Origin of the sequence: Ureibacillus sp. FSL K6-0786, assembly GCF_037965165.1 — a bacterium.
Taxonomy (GTDB): Bacteria; Bacillota; Bacilli; order Bacillales_A; family Planococcaceae; genus Ureibacillus; species Ureibacillus thermosphaericus.
The window spans coordinates 403,273-419,089 of record NZ_CP150191.1 but is presented as its reverse complement, the minus strand read 5'-3'; the positions used below and the strand labels follow the sequence as shown (position 1 = coordinate 419,089).

Here is a 15,817-nt window from a genome sequence, read left to right as displayed (position 1 = left end):
GTAAAGGATAAAAATAAAAGAAATTCCTTCAAAAGCAAAAAAGACAGGAGTATCACAAATGTTCGTATCTAACTTAAAACCTGAAATTGTAGAACTTGCAAAAAAAATCGAAGTAAAAGTAAAGCCTTACCATGAAAGAGTGGATGAAACAGCTTTTTTCAATCAACAAAAGGTATTAGCTGCTTTTCGTAAACATCAAGTAAGCGATTTTCATCTTAATCCATCAACAGGGTATGGATATGATGATGAGGGACGAGATAATTTAGAACGAGTTTATGCGGAAGTGTTCGGTGCAGAAAGTGCCCTTGTTCGAAGTCAAATTATCTCTGGAACTCATGCGATTACGTTAAGTTTATTTGGTGTGCTACGACCTGGAGATGAATTAATCTATATCACAGGGAAACCTTACGATACCCTCCAATCGATTGTTGATGGTGGTGAAAAAGATACAGGTTCTTTAAAAGATTTCGATATTCAGTATCGACATATTGATTTAATTAATGATCGTGAAATTGATTGGGAAGGTGTTCGACAAGCCATCAATGAAAAGACGAAAATGGTTGCAATCCAGCGCTCAAAAGGTTATGCAATCAGACCTTCCTTTACAATTGATCAAATACGTGAAATGTGTGAAAAAATAAGAGAAATCAAACAAGACGTCGTAATCTTTGTTGACAATTGCTACGGTGAGTTTGTAGAAAGATTAGAGCCGACAGAAGTTGGGGCTGATTTAATGGCAGGTTCACTTATCAAAAATCCAGGAGGAGGACTTGCCAAAACAGGTGGATACATTGCTGGTAGAGCTGATTTAGTTGAGAAATGCGCTTATCGTATGACGAGCCCTGGCATTGGTGGAGAAGCTGGCGCATCTTTAAATACACTAATCGATTTTTATCAAGGCTTTTTCTTAGCACCTCATATTGTGGCGCAAAGTTTGAAAGGAGCAATCTTTACATCTGCCATATTAGAGGAAGTTGGAATGAAGACAACTCCTCATTATACGGAATACCGCACGGATTTAATACAATCCGTATCGTTCCAAACTTCGGAGCAGATGATTGCCTTTTGTCAAGAAATCCAAGCAGCCTCTCCAATTAATGCCCATTATGCACCTGTTCCGTCATACATGCCTGGATACGAAGATGATGTCATCATGGCGGCAGGCACTTTCGTTCAAGGTTCAAGTATTGAACTAACAGCAGATGGTCCAATACGACCGCCGTATACTGCATATGTACAGGGTGGCTTAACATACGAGCATGTAAAATATGCGGTTTGCAGCGCAGTTCAAAAATTAAAGTCTATTTAAAGCAGTTCATTAAGAGCTGCTTTTTTTCGTTTTATTGAAAAATCTACTACGTTAGCAGGTTACTTGCAATTAGTAGGAAACACCTGAACAATCAGTCATAAGTTTTCTTAACCTGCTGTATTGTTTGTTCACTTAAACTTCGATTTGTGTTAACTTACTTAATAGAGTAGTCAAAAAGAGGGAATAGAATGATAACACTTGAATGTATCAAAAATTATGGAGAATTTATTGCAATTGAAGCGAATGAACCCATGCGCACGTTTAGTTCAGCTATGCACAATCCTGGTTATGGTCATTATCAATATTTTATTAATCGTACTGTTGATAAATCCTACTTTCCTCAGGATGCCCATGAGGAAATGAAACAATTTCTTCTATCCAAAGGCTTTCCACTTGATAAAACCGTAGCGATGATGACGGCTGTCGATATGAAATTTGCATTTTCACGTTTTTACGAGGAGGGTGAAACTTCCATCGTTTTACTTGTTACTGCTGGATTGAGTAATGCGGTGGATGTTACAAAATCTCATGCATATTCTTATAAACCAGCAAATGGCACAATCAATATCTTTATTTTCATAAACGGTTATTTAACGGATGAGGCATTAATTCAAGCATTATGTTGCGCTATTGAAGTGAAAACAAAAGTGCTCGCGGAACGAAACATTATCGATTCCAATTCCGGCACGATTGCGACAGGTACTTCTACTGATAGCGTTTGCATTGCCTCCACTCAAAAAGGGGAATTTCATGAATATGGAGGGTCCATTACAAAACTTGGTTCGTTTGTTGGAAAAGCCTTATATGAAACGTTAACAATGGCCGTTGATGAATATATTGCTTATACGAAAGGAATATCGAAAACATGACGATTGTTGCAGTGATTGTTGGACAATTGCTAGATGCTTTTATCGGTGACCCTCCAAAATTTCCACACCCTGTTCGGTGGATCGGTTCATTCATCAGATTCCTTACCTATCGTTTCAATAAAGGATCTTACCGCTTTCTTAAAGGAATGATTACCGGTATTCTCGTTGTATCTGTTGTAGCTATTACAACTTTTCTTATAGTGTATTTAGCTTATAAAATTCATGTAATAGTAGGCATACTCATTGAAGGGGTATTGATTGGGATTGGACTAGCCCAAAAAAGTTTAAAAGAAGCAGCAATGGAAGTATATAATGCGTTAATTGCAGGAGATTTAAATGAAGCTAGAAAAAAACTATCGTGGATTGTGGGGCGCGATACCGAACATTTAGAGGAATCGGAAATTGTGCGCGGTGTTGTAGAAACAGTCTCTGAAAATACAAGTGATGGGGTAACAGCACCACTATTTTACGCTTGTCTTTTTGGAGCAACTGGATTATGGGCTTATAAAGCAATTAACACGTTAGATTCCATGATTGGTTATAAAAATGAAAAATATATTGAGTTTGGAAAATTTAGTGCAAAGTTGGATGACGTGGCTAACTTTATTCCAAGTCGATTAACAGGTTTGATTATTTTATTGTTCACGAAAAATAAAACCCATCGCTCGTTAACTGAACGGATTCGTTTATGGAGGATAGATGCAAAAAAACATCCTAGTCCTAATAGCGGTTATTTAGAAGCTGCTACCAGCTATCAACTTGGAATTAGACTAGGAGGCTACAACTCTTACCAAGGTGTACAATCCTTTAGAGCTTATATGGGAAAAGCGGATGTGCCGTTAGAGGTAAACCATATTAAAGAAGCAATTCGCCATATGTTTATCGTTTCAGCACTATTTACGATTATCATGGGAGGTGGCGTCGTTGCAATTACCGTCGCATGGGGCTAATTACAAAACACTTTATCAACGTTTTCAGATTCCAATTCCTGAAAAAGTATATGATTTAAGTGAAAATGTGAATGCATTTGGCTTTCCTCAGAAAGTGAAAGATGCTTGGCCCCAATTCATTCACCATATTTCCACCTATCCGCATCCAGAAGCAGAACCGTTAAGAACAATGCTAGCAAAGAAACTAAATGTTCAACGAGAAAACCTTATCATTGGAAACGGCGCGGCAGAATTATTAACCTTTTTTGCTGGAAGATTTACTAATCGACAAGTAATCATCGTTCATCCAACCTTTTCTGAATATAAATCGACGTTGGAAGCGCAAGGAGCCAAAATCATTGAATATGTGGCTCATGAAATTACGACATACAAACTTCCAATGAATCAAATCAAAAAGAGCATGCATGATGCTTCTTGCCTCTACTTATGTAATCCGAATAATCCAACGGGTTCCCTTATTTCAAAGGATATAATTGAAGAACTCTTGATTTACGGAAGAGAAGTAGGTTGTGAGCTGTTAGTTGATGAGGCCTTTATGGATTGGACCGATGAATCTGAATCTGTTATCTCCCTAATAAAACAATATTCTAATCTTTCGGTTATGAGATCGATGACGAAAATGTACGGTATTGCTGGCATTCGATTAGGATATTTAGTTTCAAGCGAAAATGTTATCAATCAGTTGAGAGAAAAGCTTCCTCATTGGCACGTAAATGCTTTGGCAATCGAAATCGGCAGATTGTGTTTAGAAGATGATAAATTTCGAAAAGAAAGCATTGAAAATCACCAATCATTAAAAAGAAATCTAGAAAACTATTTGCACAAACAACAATGCATCATAACGAAAAGCGTTGCGAACTTTTTATGCTTTCAATTGAAAGAATCGCAAAAAACAAGAGATTTTTATTTTTATTGCCTTCGTAATGGAGTTGTCTTAAGACATACAGAAAATTTTGTTGGTATGGATGGCAAATGGCTTCGAATTGGAATTAAAAGCGAAAAAGCAATCGAAAAATTTCAGCAAGTTATGGATGAATGGTATGGAAAATAAATTAGAACTTTATATCGTGCGCCATGGAGAAACAGAATGGAATAAAGAAGGGCGGCTGCAAGGGTGGCTCGATTCAAATTTAACGAAAATGGGCATTGAGCAAGTCATGCGTTTAAAAGGGCAACTTCAAGACATTTCATTTGATGCGGCTTTTTCTAGTCCTTCAAAAAGAGCCTATGACACTGCCGAAATATTAGTAGGTCATTATTTAACGATTGAAAAAGATGCTAGATTGCAAGAAATTCATTTAGGTAGTTGGCAAGGAAAGCGGATTGCAGAAATTCAAAATGATGATGCAGAAAGATACGAGGAATATTGCTGTTATCCAGAACGATACACCCCTGATACCGGGGAAAGTTTCCAACAAGTTATTCAACGAATGGACGAGTTTGTTCAATTTTGTGCAAGAAAATTGAGCTCGGGGAAAATTCTTGTTGTATCCCATGGTGTAGCCATTCGCGCCCTAATATTATCGATTTTGCGATTACCAATTCAACATATATGGGACTTTGAAATTGAAGGAGCAAGTGTCACAAAAATTATCGTGACAAAGGAAAATCGAATGATTGAATATACCGGAAAGGTCTTTTAGTTTGAATATACAACTCCAATGAAAAATATATTGAACTAAATAAGATAAACGGAGTTGTTTACATGTACGCCCATCATTTAAGACTTGTATTACAACATTTTGCTTTAATGTGGGGTTTAACGGCCATTGGTTTATTGATTGGAATGTTATTGCCATCCTCAATTGTTATGCCCATTGCAATTATGAATATTATCTTGTTAATTGTCGTCGTTTTTGTACGCAATGTATATTTAGCGGGTGGAATTTTATATACTGTTCCATTTTTAACAGGTATTATGTTCTTTTGGTTAGGTCAGTTTTTTATAGAGGCACTAGGAGCAGCATTTTTGCTTTCCGTATTTTTCGGAACGGTAATTCTATTTATTATACTTGCGTTAGTGGGATTAAATATACCACGGGATCTTTCTAGCTGGGGAATGTATTTAGTGGCAATTTTACTTATTGTTATTATATTTTCCCTTATTTATTTCTTTATCTCAGTTAGCAGTGCAGTACATATATTTATTGCAGCTTTAATCGTATTGGTATTTGCTCTTTTCACTGTGTATGATTTTAATTTAATTCGGAATCATTATGTAAAAGAAGATGAAGTTGTAAAGATGGCTTTGAGTTTATATTTAGTTTTTATCAATTTATTTATCCATTTATTAGAATTGATTTACCGATTGAAAAAAGGATAATGATAAAGGAAAAAACTGTGGAAAATGACAATCAATTTTCCCACAGTTTTTTTGTTTTGCGTCAAAATAAAAAATAAACAATTTTTCTTAGAATAAATGGCAATTTATCTCGAATATACAATAAATTACTGATGTTAGGTTTTCTAACATGACATTGACAAATAAAATGACAGGTAGTAAAATTTCCTCATTGGGGAGGAGTGACATGTCAAATCAAAAGAAACGGACGAGTGAAATTCGAAAATCTATGCCTTTATTGCCAATTGGTACGGTAATTCAATTAACGGATCTTACGGCGCGCCAAATTCGTTATTATGAAGAACATGATTTAATTCGTCCACATCGTACAGAAGGCAATCAACGAATGTTTTCATTAAATGATGTTGATCAACTGCTAGAAATTAAAGATTTACTTGAACAAGGTTTAAACATTGCGGGAATCAAAAAAGTCTTTGAAATGAAAAAAGAGGAAAATGAGCATAATAAAATCGGAAAAGAACTATCAGAAGATAAAATCCGCAGCATTTTGCGGGAAGAAATGAAGATTGCTCAATCCCGTTTGCAAAAACCTTCCTTGCGTTATGGAGACGTTAATAGGCTCTATCAATAACAATCATCAAAGCAAAGTTAACATAATTAGGAGAGTGGATTTTTTGAGTCGTTATACAAAAGAAGATATCTATCGTTTAGTAGAAGAAAAGGAAGTAAAATTCATCCGATTACAATTTACTGATATTTTAGGAACAATCAAAAACGTGGAAATTCCTGTAAGCCAATTGGATAAGGCATTGAACAATAAAATGATGTTCGACGGATCTTCCATTGAAGGATTTGTGCGAATTGAAGAATCTGATATGTATTTATATCCGGATTTAGATACATTCATGGTATTCCCTTGGACAACTGGGAAAGGGAAGGTAGCTCGTTTTATTTGTGATATTTACACTGCTGATGGCGAACCATTCTTAGGTGACCCTCGCACAAACTTAAAACGAATTATTAAAGAAATGAAAGAAATGGGCTTTACCGATTTCAATCTAGGGCCTGAACCAGAGTTCTTCTTATTTAAATTGGATGAAAACGGCGAACCTACTTTAGAAGTTAACGACCATGGTGGATATTTTGATTTAGCTCCAACTGACCTTGGAGAAAACTGCCGCCGCGATATTGTATTAGAGTTAGAAGAGATGGGCTTCGAAGTGGAAGCGTCTCACCATGAAGTGGCGCCAGGACAACATGAAATCGACTTTAAATATGCAGACGCAATTACTGCTTGTGATAATATTCAAACATTTAAATTAGTAGTTAAAACGATTGCAAGAAAACATGGATTACATGCAACGTTTATGCCGAAGCCATTATTCGGTGAAGCAGGGTCAGGTATGCACTGCAATGTTTCTTTATTCAAAGGAAATGAGAATGCATTCTATGATCCATCAACAGAACTTGGATTATCCGAAACGGCGATGCAATTTATGGCTGGTGTATTAAAACACGTACAAAGCTTTACGGCCATTACAAATCCAACAGTGAACTCTTACAAGCGTTTAGTACCTGGGTTTGAAGCCCCTGTATATGTCGCTTGGTCTGCACAAAATCGCTCTCCATTAATTCGTGTACCAGCTTCTCGCGGAGTGTCAACACGTATTGAAGTGCGTTCTGTTGATCCATCAGCGAATCCATATTTAGCAATGGCAGTTATTTTAGCGGCTGGTCTTGACGGAATTAAAAATAAATTAACGCCGCCAGCACCAATTAACCGAAACATCTATATCATGACAGAAGAAGAGCGTCGTGAAAATGGAATTGAAAACTTACCAGCACAATTAGATGATGCCCTTCGTTTATTGGAGCAGGATGAAGTGGTGAAAAACGCACTTGGACCACATATTTACCAAAACTTTAAAGAAGCGAAGGAAATCGAATTCGAAATGTACCGCTCCACAGTTCACCCGTGGGAGAGAGAGCATTATTTGAAAATGTACTAAGGTATAATGAAAGCGTAGAAAACTTTCTGAAATGGAGAGTTTCTACGCTTTCTTTTTTATTTATCAATTTCAACTAATGGTTGTTCAATAAATGGATCACTTAAGTCAGTATCAAGATTATATTCTGTATCCGTTGGAGTATTAGGTGTTGGTGGAACAGCTGGATTTGGAACGATAGGTTCACCATAATTTATGCTTGTTCCTCCGCTAGCGTTGATAGAATTTGCAATAACTGTGCCGGTTACGTTACCGCCTCCGGATAAGGATAAAGTTGCTTTTGGAGCGACTATCCATTGACCTCTTGTTGGTACTCCTCCTGATATACTAATCATTGAACCGCCGCTATAAATATTGCCATAAAAAGCAAAACCACCAGATAAGGATAAATTGCTTTGTTTTACATACAAGGATCCGTTTACTTTTGCTCCACCAGAGAAGGAGAGAGGGGCAGTGCCATTATAAAATATATTAAAAGAAGCAGGGTTGCCATTTAAATTTAATTGACAAGATCCTCCAATAGAAGAAATTTTTTTCGCATAAATATTTAATGTTCCTGATCCTATAATGTTGATATGACCTTGTGAAATGTTTAAATTATCAACTAGTAAATTAATATCCTTATTACCAATATCAATTGTAATTGTATTACTACCAGTTATGTTAATAGATTTAAGTCTTGTGTCGTTATTCAATGTTAATGTAAAGTTATCTGCTAAATAAGAAGTAGCATTTAAATGCCCATCTTTTATGACCCAATGTTTATTGTATGGACTTCTCACAATTTCATAATCCTCTGGTAGAGGGAAATATTCTCCTTCTTGAAAAATCTTATCTGGAAATTCAGGTAAATAATGATCTAATTTTGAAGGGGAATTTTGTAAAAATTCAGGGAGTGATGTAAATTTTTCTTTAATGCCATACATCCAATTTGGATATTTTAGATTCAATTCATCAGCTGCTGCAATACTTCCAGTAATGGTTGAACCTCCGTTTAAAGAAATATCGCCTTGTATAGATCCTGCATTACCATGGATGGTTGCTCCACCGCTCAAATTTATATCTCTTTTTGTAAACACTGTAAAATTCTCTAAAGGGAGAACGTTTTCTTCTTTTTCATTTTCGCGTTCATCTTCATTCGATTGATTATTTCCACCTTCTTTAGGTTGAATATTGACATTAATATTTAAATACAATTCTTGAGTAACTGTGCGTGATTGCGCTGGATACTCTTCAAAAAAACCTGTTGATGTAATGGTGATAATTGGCTGTTGATTTAAATGTATCGACACTTCTGTTTCTGCTTTAGGTTTTTTGGAGAACTGTTCTTCCAAATAATAAGTAGAACCACATTTACCACCAGTATATTTTTTACAAAAATCATCTACTAATTTTTCGTAATATAAATTTTGTAAGTCTTTTTTATCGATATTTGGATCCAAATTTTCGAAAGAGGCTTTAATATCTCCGTCCAGTTCTTTTAACACTTTCAATACATTTGATTTTTCAAGGTTTACACCTGCCTCGGCAATGTAAAATAATGCTTGATTTTCTCTTTCGTGGATAGTTGTTTTATTTGCATTTGCCGTGATGGTTAATAGGGATATTCCGATAACAGAAGCTAACATAAGAACCAAAATGGTCAGAAATAATGCGTAGCCTTGGTGATTTTTAATGAACTTCATCACGATCCCCCTCTTCTAAAATTAATGGTCGTTCGATATTCTTTGCCATTAATTTCAAAAAATATGGTTGCTTCATTTCCTTCATTATCAGTTGAGATTAAAAAGCTTTCTATATTTTTTCCTACTACTGTAACATCGTTGTTTTCATCTGTTCGTAACAATTCATTGTTTGACGTGTATTCGTATTGATAGAGTAGTTTTTCTTTATTGTATAGATAATATTTATTCGCATTTTCAGAATCAATTTCAATTCTATAACTCTTTCTCATATCTTTCGTGATTTGTTTTAAAACAAATGCACCACTTTGAATTTGTTGTACTTCTTTTCCTTGTTCAGAATGTTGTGAAATAGAAGAGTTCATAATAGAAAAGTTAAATGTGGAAATAATCGATAAAATGATGATAACAGCTAGAACTTCCACCAAAGTCAAGCCTTGTTGATTATGCTTAGACATTCTGTAATCCCACCGCCTAATTTGTCACCTTTAACATATAAACATTTTCTAAAATAGCCTTTGTGCTATTCGTATTCACGTCAATCAACTCTATCCGAAAAGATACGCTATTCTCATATTGACAAAGAGTTTTTATATGAATTTCTCCTTTGAAATTAGGATATTGAGAATCTATTTTTTCGAACACATAATCAGAATAATCTTGATTATTATTTGGGCATTTTTTTAGATTCTCCGATTGCAACGTATAATTACTATCAGACTTCAGTTTTAATATTAGATTATCAAAGTTTTCACCAATCGATAATGAATATAAATTTTCCATTTCCATTTGCGCTATATATGTTGCGTCTGCGATAGACTCGGATAAACGATTTATTTTTTTGGATTGTACTAAGAAAGTGAAAAAAGCAATTAGAATAATGGAAAGGATAATGATTGAAGCAACTACTTCTAATAATGAAAGGCCCAGTTCATTTCGTAAGATTTTTTTCATTTACTCCTCCTAAAGAACAAAATTAACCTCACTTAAAATAGATTTATGTATAACCTGATGAATTAAGAGCGCTATTTAAACTGTCGAGGTTGATTATTATTATTTACAATCTCAAATGGGAACAAAATACTATTTATACTTCATTATACATTTTTATGAAATTTTAATGGGTATTATTTATTATAAAAATATTGACATTTGATGAATATAAAATGAAAGTTTTATAATTCCTTATAAATAAAGTTACCGTAGAAAAAAGGAGCGAATTGAATAACATAATGTTATCATCATTCGCTCCTGTTATTAGAATTATTTTCCTTCCGTTTCCCATTTCAAAACATTTTCTTTTTCAACAATAAGTGCCCCGTTTTCTTTATCAAAAACCGATACATACACTCTTGTCAGATTTTCGTATTCTGCATGCGGTTTCATTTTTAAAATAACGTAAAATTCATCTTCTTCTTTATATTCTTTTTCAAAGGTGAAGATGGCATATTCTCCTTCCTTTGGTTCGCGATAGCCGATTGATTGGATTGCTTCGAATCGCTTTTCAAATGGATATTGTTCCGCAACAGCATAGGCTTTATTAAGTTCCGCTTCTGCCACCCTTGTAGCCTCAGCTATCACTTCTTCAGAAAATTCGATATTTCGATCTTTAATTGTAAAATAAATCATTGCACCGCCTGAAATAAGAAAAAGTACACAAATCGTGATTACTGTAACAACTAGCGATTTGCCGCCTCTTTGATTGAATAGATATTTCACTATAAGCACCTACTTATCATGTAGAATGAATTCTAATTTCAATGTAATGAAAAACGTTGAAAAATGCCATAGAAGTCAGTGAATTGTGCTTTCATTGTCACAATATGTTGATGTTTTGATTTATCTTGCTTACAAAACATTATGGAATCATAACATATTGTTTTTGTAACAAAAATGAAACATTTTTTACAAATCTTATATACATATAACAAAGGTAATCAAAAATATAATTATAGTAGAAGGGAACTATTATTTATCAGGAATGGATATATATTATAAAATAAAAAATTTCCAGTAAAATGGATGATTTTTGGTCTATAAATTTATTGTATGATATTATCGATTTTTCTCTGCCTGGGGAAGAAAATGAATTCGCTGAGGATCCAGTGGATAGCATCGAAGCAACTGTTCAAGTGACAACCTTCTATTATGAAGGAGATGAATAGTCAATCGATTTTGTGAGGAGCGCTTTACATGGAAATTGTGTATGGAATTTTTTTCTTCCTATTTGGAATTGTGTTTGGGTCATTTTTTAACGTTGTAGGCCTAAGAATTCCTAAGAAAGAGTCAATCATTACTCCACCATCCCATTGTCCGAATTGTCAAAGGCGACTGACTGCGATTGATTTAGTTCCTGTATTTTCATACATATGGTTACGAGGAAAATGCCGGACGTGTGAAGCGAAGATTTCGCCGATTTATGTAGTTTCAGAGCTTGCAACAGGTTTACTGTTTACATTTAGTTATATACAGCTCGGATTGTCCATTGAATTGGCCATTGCGCTTTTCTTTATTTCATTATTAGTGATCATTGTCGTATCTGACCTAAAATATATGATTATTCCGGACAAAGTGCTTCTTTTCTTTTTACCATTGCTAATCTTAGGTCGCATTCTTTCGCCGATTGAACCGTGGTGGGATGCTTTTCTTGGTGCAATGATAGGTTTTGGAATATTGCTTTTGATAGCGGTAATTTCAAAAGGAGGAATGGGTGGCGGCGACATTAAACTATTTTTCTTAATCGGTCTGGTTTTAGGGACTTTGAAAACCTTGCTAACTTTATTTTTAGCATCCGTCATCGGCATGATTGTCGGTATGATTGTGTTATCGGTGCGAAATCAAGGTCGCAAAACTCCTGTTCCATTTGGCCCGTCCATTGCATTGGCAGCGGTCATCGTGTATTTTTACGGCGGTACAATCATCCGTTGGTATTGGTGGTTGTTTGATTAAAATTCGTTAAGGAGAGTATCACCTATTTTGGGTGGTGCTTTTTTGTTTGGGTTAAAACAATAGTGTGTGAGGTTAGGTTTTTGAAGCTTGATAAGGTGGCAACTCGTGCGGATAAAGTACTTGCTTGTGCAGATAGAGTACCCGCTCGTGTAGATAAAGTTGAAACATGTGCGAATAGGGTGTGTGCTTGTGTAGATAGGGTACCAACATGTGCAGATAGAGTGTCCGCTTGTGTAGATAAGGTGGCAACTCGTGCGTATAGGGTGTCTGCTTGTGTAGATAAGGTGGCAACTCGTGCGTATAGGGTGTCTGCTTGTGTAGATAAGGTGGCAACTTGTGCGGATAAAGTACTTGCTTGTGCAGATAGAGTACCCGCTCGTGTAGATAAAGTTGAAACATGTGCGAATAGGTATCCGCTTGTGTAGATAGGGTACCAACATGTGCAGATAGAGTGTCCGCTTGTGTAGATAAAGTTGAAACATGTGCGAATAGGGTGTCTGCTTGTGTAGATAAGGTGGCAACTCGTGCGTATAGGGTGTCTGCTTGTGTAGATAAGGAACCAACTTGTGCAGATAGAGTGTCCGCTTGTGTAGATAAAGTTGAAACATGTGCGAATAGGGTGTCTGCTTGTGTAGATAGGGTACCAACATGTGCAGATAGAGTGTCCGCTTGTGTAGATAAGGTGGCAACTCGTGCGTATAGGGTGTCTGCTTGTGTAGATAAGGTGGCAACTCGTGCGTATAGGGTGTCTGCTTGTGTAGATAAGGTGGCAACTCGTGCGGATAAAGTACTTGCTTGTGCAGATAGAGTGTCCGCTCGTGTAGATAAAGTTGAAACATGTGCGAATAGAGTGTCTGCTTGTGTAGATAAGGTGGCAACTCGTGCGGATAAAGTACTTGCTTGTGCAGATAGAGTGTCCGCTCGTGTAGATAAAGTTGAAACATGTGCGAATAGAGTACTTGCTTGTGTAGATAGAACAGCCACTTGTGCGAATAAAGTGCAAATAATACCAACATGTGTGTATAAAAGGGGTGTCCACTTGCGCAGATATGAAGTATCAGGAGCAAATAATTCGTTTCTCTTGTGTAAAGATTCACGATTATGCAAAGAGTCTCCTATAAAATGAATACTCAAAAAATACCAAAATATTCCTATACAATTCAAATATAATAAAATATATTACATAATATAATGGCAAGGGGGATGACTATATGAAACCAATTATAGGTATAACAATGGATTGGGAGGGGGGAACTTATCGGGTAAATGAGTCATACGTACAAGCCATTCTCAATGCAGGTGGAATTCCAATTTGCCTTCCGTATATTGCAGAAGAAGATGGAGAGCAATTGATAAATAAAATCGATGGATTATTGCTCACAGGAGGAGGAGATATCAATCCCATCCTTTTTGGTGAAGAACCGCTTCCTAAATTGGGGAGAGTTGTAACAAAGCGTGATGAAAGGGAAATTCAATGGACAAAGATTGCACTTCAACGAAATATCCCGATTCTTGCAATTTGCCGTGGATTGCAAGTGTTAAACGTAGCGCTAGGTGGGACAATTATCCAAGATATTTACTCACAAAATGAAAGAGAAATTCTTCTGCATACCCAAAATTCTCATCGTTCCGAAACATCCCATTTTGTTCATCTTCAAGATAAGTGTAAATTGCAGCAAGTTGTAAGCTCCACAAAAATAGCAGTGAATTCCTTCCATCATCAAGCTGTAAAAGAAATTGCGGAAGACCTGACAATTGTCGGAGTGGCTAGCGACGGCATCGTGGAAGCGGTAGAACATAAAACTTCACCATTTTGCATCGGCGTTCAATGGCATCCAGAAGAGCTGGCTTTTAATGGTGAGGAAGGAGCAATAAAATTATTCAAAGCATTTGTTGCTGCTTGTACAAAAGAATAATAATGAAGAAAACTCGCATTCAGATGAATAGTTTGCGAGTTTTTTCTAGTAATTAATGAAATTTTCTATATAAACCAACTACAATTCCTAAAATCGTGACATTATCAACAATGATTGGTTCCATAGAAGAGTTTTCAGGTTGTAAGCGGAAATAATTCTTTTCTTTATAAAATCGTTTCACAGTCGCTTCATTTTCTTCCGTCATGGCAACTACAATTTCTCCGTTGTTTGCAGTAGATGCCTTTTTCACAACGACGTAATCTCCATCTAAAATACCGGCTTCAATCATCGAATCTCCCATTACTTCTAGCATGAACAGCTGATCTTCACTTGTTCCGTATGTAGCAGGTAGCGGAAAATATTCTTCTATATTTTCAATCGCTGTAATTGGACTACCAGCAGTTACTCTACCGACTAATGGCACATGGACAACTGGCTGTTTTTGAACCACTTCGTCACTATCCAATATTTCTATTGCTCGAGGTTTAGTAGGATCTCTCCGAATATATCCTTTTTGTTCTAGGCGCGTAAGGTGACCGTGTACTGTTGAGCTAGAGGCAAGCCCAACTGCTTCACCTATTTCGCGAACGGATGGAGGATACCCTTTTGCTCGAACTTCCTCTTTTATAAATTCTAAAATATCCTTTTGCCTTTTTGATAATTTCTCCATGTTGGTCACCTCTAATGTGAATAGTTTTACATATTTTACATATAGTATAACAGCACATCTCGAACAATGCAAACACAAGTTCGAAAAACCTATTGACAAAAACGTACGTTCGTATTATATTAAGAACAGATATTCCGAACAAGTATTCGAGAAAAGGGGAACGGAAAATGAGTTGGTTAGAGAAGAATCATTATATTAAAATTCTATCTATTGTAACATTACTCATTATTGCTTATATTTTCATTACAGATGATGGAGATATGACGTTTGAACAAATTACAATTAAAGAAGGCGATACGCTTTGGACATTAGCAGATCGCTATAAAGGATATATGACGACGGAGGAATGGATTCGAACAGTAGCGAAGGAAAACAACATCAACGTTGATTATATCATTGCAGGTGAGACATTAATGATTCCTATTCCGAAAGATGCAATCTATATTGCGATGAATGAAGAAGAAATTCAATCAATAAAGGTAGCTGTAAAAGACAATGAAAGAAAATAAAGCGGTTATATATGCAAGGGTAAGCACTGAAAAAAACGAGCAAGAAACTTCATTAGAACGACAAAAAGAGGAACTCTCAATCTATGCCCAACAATTAGGATTTCAAGTAGTCAACATTTTCGAAGATCAACATAGCGGTTATGATGTAAACCGAGAAGGATTGCTCGAAATGATGGATTATATTGTGGAACACAATATTGGAAGTGTTTTCGTTCAAGATGAAACGCGTTTAGGCCGTGGACATGCCCGCGTTGCAGTATTGCATTTGCTAAAAAAAAGCGATATAGAAATATATTCTCTTAATGATGCCGGTCCATTAACAATGAATGAAATGGATACGATGCTGTTAGAAATTTTAGCCATTGTTGAAGAATATCAGCGGAAAATACATAATGCCAAAATAAAACGAGGAATGCGTCGAGCAGTGGAAAACGGATATCGCCCTGAACGGAATTTTAAAAATAAACATAAACGTGAAGGGAGAGAACGGATTGATGTTCCGATTGAAGAAATTGTCAATTTGCGGGAAAAAGGATTAACATTCCAAGAAATTGCTTCAATTCTGAGAGGTTTAGGATATGAGGTAAGTAAAGCAACTGTTCATCGCAGATATATGGAATATAAAGAAAGACTCGAAGATTAATCTACTTGCACT

20 protein-coding genes are annotated in these 15,817 nt (G+C 35.9%); 15 read left to right on the top strand and 5 right to left on the bottom strand.

Features of this window, described 5'->3' with window-relative positions; all coding sequences use genetic code 11:
• Nucleotides 1–58: 58 nt before the first annotated feature.
• The 8 genes from NSQ18_RS02120 to glnA all read left to right on the top strand — a co-directional run bounded on the left by NSQ18_RS02120 (nucleotide 59) and on the right by glnA (nucleotide 7,439).
• Nucleotides 59–1,309: a methionine gamma-lyase family protein gene (locus tag NSQ18_RS02120; RefSeq protein WP_016836845.1), complete on the top strand. Its 1,251-nt coding sequence runs from the start codon at nucleotides 59–61 to the stop codon at nucleotides 1,307–1,309.
• A gap of 188 nt (nucleotides 1,310–1,497) precedes the next feature.
• Nucleotides 1,498–2,178 carry an adenosylcobinamide amidohydrolase gene (locus tag NSQ18_RS02115; RefSeq protein ID WP_016836846.1) on the top strand — a complete coding sequence of 227 codons (681 nt, stop codon included), beginning with the start codon at nucleotides 1,498–1,500 and terminating at the stop codon, nucleotides 2,176–2,178.
• Complete coding sequence (gene cbiB / locus NSQ18_RS02110; RefSeq protein ID WP_016836847.1) at nucleotides 2,175–3,128, top strand: adenosylcobinamide-phosphate synthase CbiB; 954 nt, start codon at nucleotides 2,175–2,177, stop codon at nucleotides 3,126–3,128. The genes NSQ18_RS02115 and cbiB overlap by 4 nt, the downstream gene beginning before the upstream one ends.
• Nucleotides 3,103–4,179, top strand: a complete 1,077-nt coding sequence (locus NSQ18_RS02105) for a histidinol-phosphate transaminase (RefSeq protein ID WP_016836848.1) — start codon at nucleotides 3,103–3,105, stop codon at nucleotides 4,177–4,179. Before cbiB ends, NSQ18_RS02105 begins: the two co-directional genes overlap by 26 nt.
• The gene (locus NSQ18_RS02100) at nucleotides 4,160–4,771 is read left to right on the top strand and encodes a histidine phosphatase family protein (RefSeq protein WP_339288799.1); all 612 of its coding nucleotides are present in this window, start codon (nucleotides 4,160–4,162) and stop codon (nucleotides 4,769–4,771) included. The genes NSQ18_RS02105 and NSQ18_RS02100 overlap by 20 nt, the downstream gene beginning before the upstream one ends.
• Before the next feature lie 62 nt (nucleotides 4,772–4,833).
• The gene (locus NSQ18_RS02095) at nucleotides 4,834–5,451 is read left to right on the top strand and encodes a Bax inhibitor-1 family protein (RefSeq protein ID WP_339288797.1); all 618 of its coding nucleotides are present in this window, start codon (nucleotides 4,834–4,836) and stop codon (nucleotides 5,449–5,451) included.
• A gap of 205 nt (nucleotides 5,452–5,656) precedes the next feature.
• On the top strand, nucleotides 5,657–6,061 hold the full coding sequence (locus NSQ18_RS02090; protein WP_016836852.1) for a MerR family transcriptional regulator: 405 nt from the start codon (nucleotides 5,657–5,659) through the stop codon (nucleotides 6,059–6,061).
• 43 nt (nucleotides 6,062–6,104) lie between these two features.
• Nucleotides 6,105–7,439 (top strand): type I glutamate--ammonia ligase, encoded by a 1,335-nt coding sequence (glnA, locus tag NSQ18_RS02085; RefSeq protein WP_016836853.1) that lies wholly within the window; start codon nucleotides 6,105–6,107, stop codon nucleotides 7,437–7,439.
• Nucleotides 7,440–7,495: 56 nt separating this feature from the next.
• Here glnA and NSQ18_RS02080 read toward each other — a convergent pair whose 3' ends face one another.
• The 4 genes from NSQ18_RS02080 to NSQ18_RS02065 all read right to left on the bottom strand — a co-directional run bounded on the left by NSQ18_RS02080 (nucleotide 7,496) and on the right by NSQ18_RS02065 (nucleotide 10,837).
• Nucleotides 7,496–9,121 (bottom strand): pilus assembly PilX N-terminal domain-containing protein, encoded by a 1,626-nt coding sequence (locus NSQ18_RS02080; protein ID WP_339288795.1) that lies wholly within the window; start codon nucleotides 9,119–9,121, stop codon nucleotides 7,496–7,498.
• A complete protein-coding gene (locus NSQ18_RS02075) occupies nucleotides 9,121–9,576 on the bottom strand; it encodes a prepilin-type N-terminal cleavage/methylation domain-containing protein (RefSeq protein ID WP_339288794.1) in 456 nt (151 codons plus the stop codon). The genes NSQ18_RS02080 and NSQ18_RS02075 overlap by 1 nt, the downstream gene beginning before the upstream one ends.
• 16 nt (nucleotides 9,577–9,592) lie before the next feature.
• Complete coding sequence (locus NSQ18_RS02070; RefSeq protein WP_016836857.1) at nucleotides 9,593–10,072, bottom strand: hypothetical protein; 480 nt, start codon at nucleotides 10,070–10,072, stop codon at nucleotides 9,593–9,595.
• Nucleotides 10,073–10,381: 309 nt separating this feature from the next.
• On the bottom strand, nucleotides 10,382–10,837 hold the full coding sequence (locus tag NSQ18_RS02065; RefSeq protein ID WP_016836858.1) for a hypothetical protein: 456 nt from the start codon (nucleotides 10,835–10,837) through the stop codon (nucleotides 10,382–10,384).
• A gap of 299 nt (nucleotides 10,838–11,136) precedes the next feature.
• Here NSQ18_RS02065 and NSQ18_RS02060 point away from each other — a divergent pair, with 299 nt between their 5' ends.
• From NSQ18_RS02060 to NSQ18_RS02040, 5 genes are all read left to right on the top strand, one after another.
• Nucleotides 11,137–11,283 carry a hypothetical protein gene (locus tag NSQ18_RS02060; protein ID WP_339288792.1) on the top strand — a complete coding sequence of 49 codons (147 nt, stop codon included), beginning with the start codon at nucleotides 11,137–11,139 and terminating at the stop codon, nucleotides 11,281–11,283.
• Nucleotides 11,284–11,311: 28 nt separating this feature from the next.
• Complete coding sequence (locus tag NSQ18_RS02055) at nucleotides 11,312–12,067, top strand: prepilin peptidase (RefSeq protein WP_339288791.1); 756 nt, start codon at nucleotides 11,312–11,314, stop codon at nucleotides 12,065–12,067.
• A gap of 80 nt (nucleotides 12,068–12,147) precedes the next feature.
• Nucleotides 12,148–12,492, top strand: coding sequence for a hypothetical protein (locus NSQ18_RS02050; RefSeq protein WP_339288789.1), 345 nt, complete (start codon nucleotides 12,148–12,150; stop codon nucleotides 12,490–12,492).
• 26 nt (nucleotides 12,493–12,518) lie between these two features.
• Nucleotides 12,519–13,193, top strand: coding sequence for a hypothetical protein (locus NSQ18_RS02045; protein ID WP_339288787.1), 675 nt, complete (start codon nucleotides 12,519–12,521; stop codon nucleotides 13,191–13,193).
• 85 nt (nucleotides 13,194–13,278) lie between these two features.
• Nucleotides 13,279–13,983, top strand: a complete 705-nt coding sequence (locus tag NSQ18_RS02040) for a gamma-glutamyl-gamma-aminobutyrate hydrolase family protein (RefSeq protein ID WP_168411740.1) — start codon at nucleotides 13,279–13,281, stop codon at nucleotides 13,981–13,983.
• A 52-nt stretch (nucleotides 13,984–14,035) separates the two neighbouring features.
• Here NSQ18_RS02040 and lexA read toward each other — a convergent pair whose 3' ends face one another.
• Nucleotides 14,036–14,653: a transcriptional repressor LexA gene (lexA, locus tag NSQ18_RS02035; RefSeq protein WP_016836870.1), complete on the bottom strand. Its 618-nt coding sequence runs from the start codon at nucleotides 14,651–14,653 to the stop codon at nucleotides 14,036–14,038.
• A 167-nt stretch (nucleotides 14,654–14,820) separates the two neighbouring features.
• On the opposite strand from lexA, the gene NSQ18_RS02030 reads away from it, so the two are divergent.
• A complete protein-coding gene (locus tag NSQ18_RS02030; protein WP_016836871.1) occupies nucleotides 14,821–15,162 on the top strand; it encodes a LysM peptidoglycan-binding domain-containing protein in 342 nt (113 codons plus the stop codon).
• On the top strand, nucleotides 15,149–15,805 hold the full coding sequence (locus tag NSQ18_RS02025) for a recombinase family protein (RefSeq protein WP_016836872.1): 657 nt from the start codon (nucleotides 15,149–15,151) through the stop codon (nucleotides 15,803–15,805). The genes NSQ18_RS02030 and NSQ18_RS02025 overlap by 14 nt, the downstream gene beginning before the upstream one ends.
• Nucleotides 15,806–15,817 lie beyond the last annotated feature (12 nt).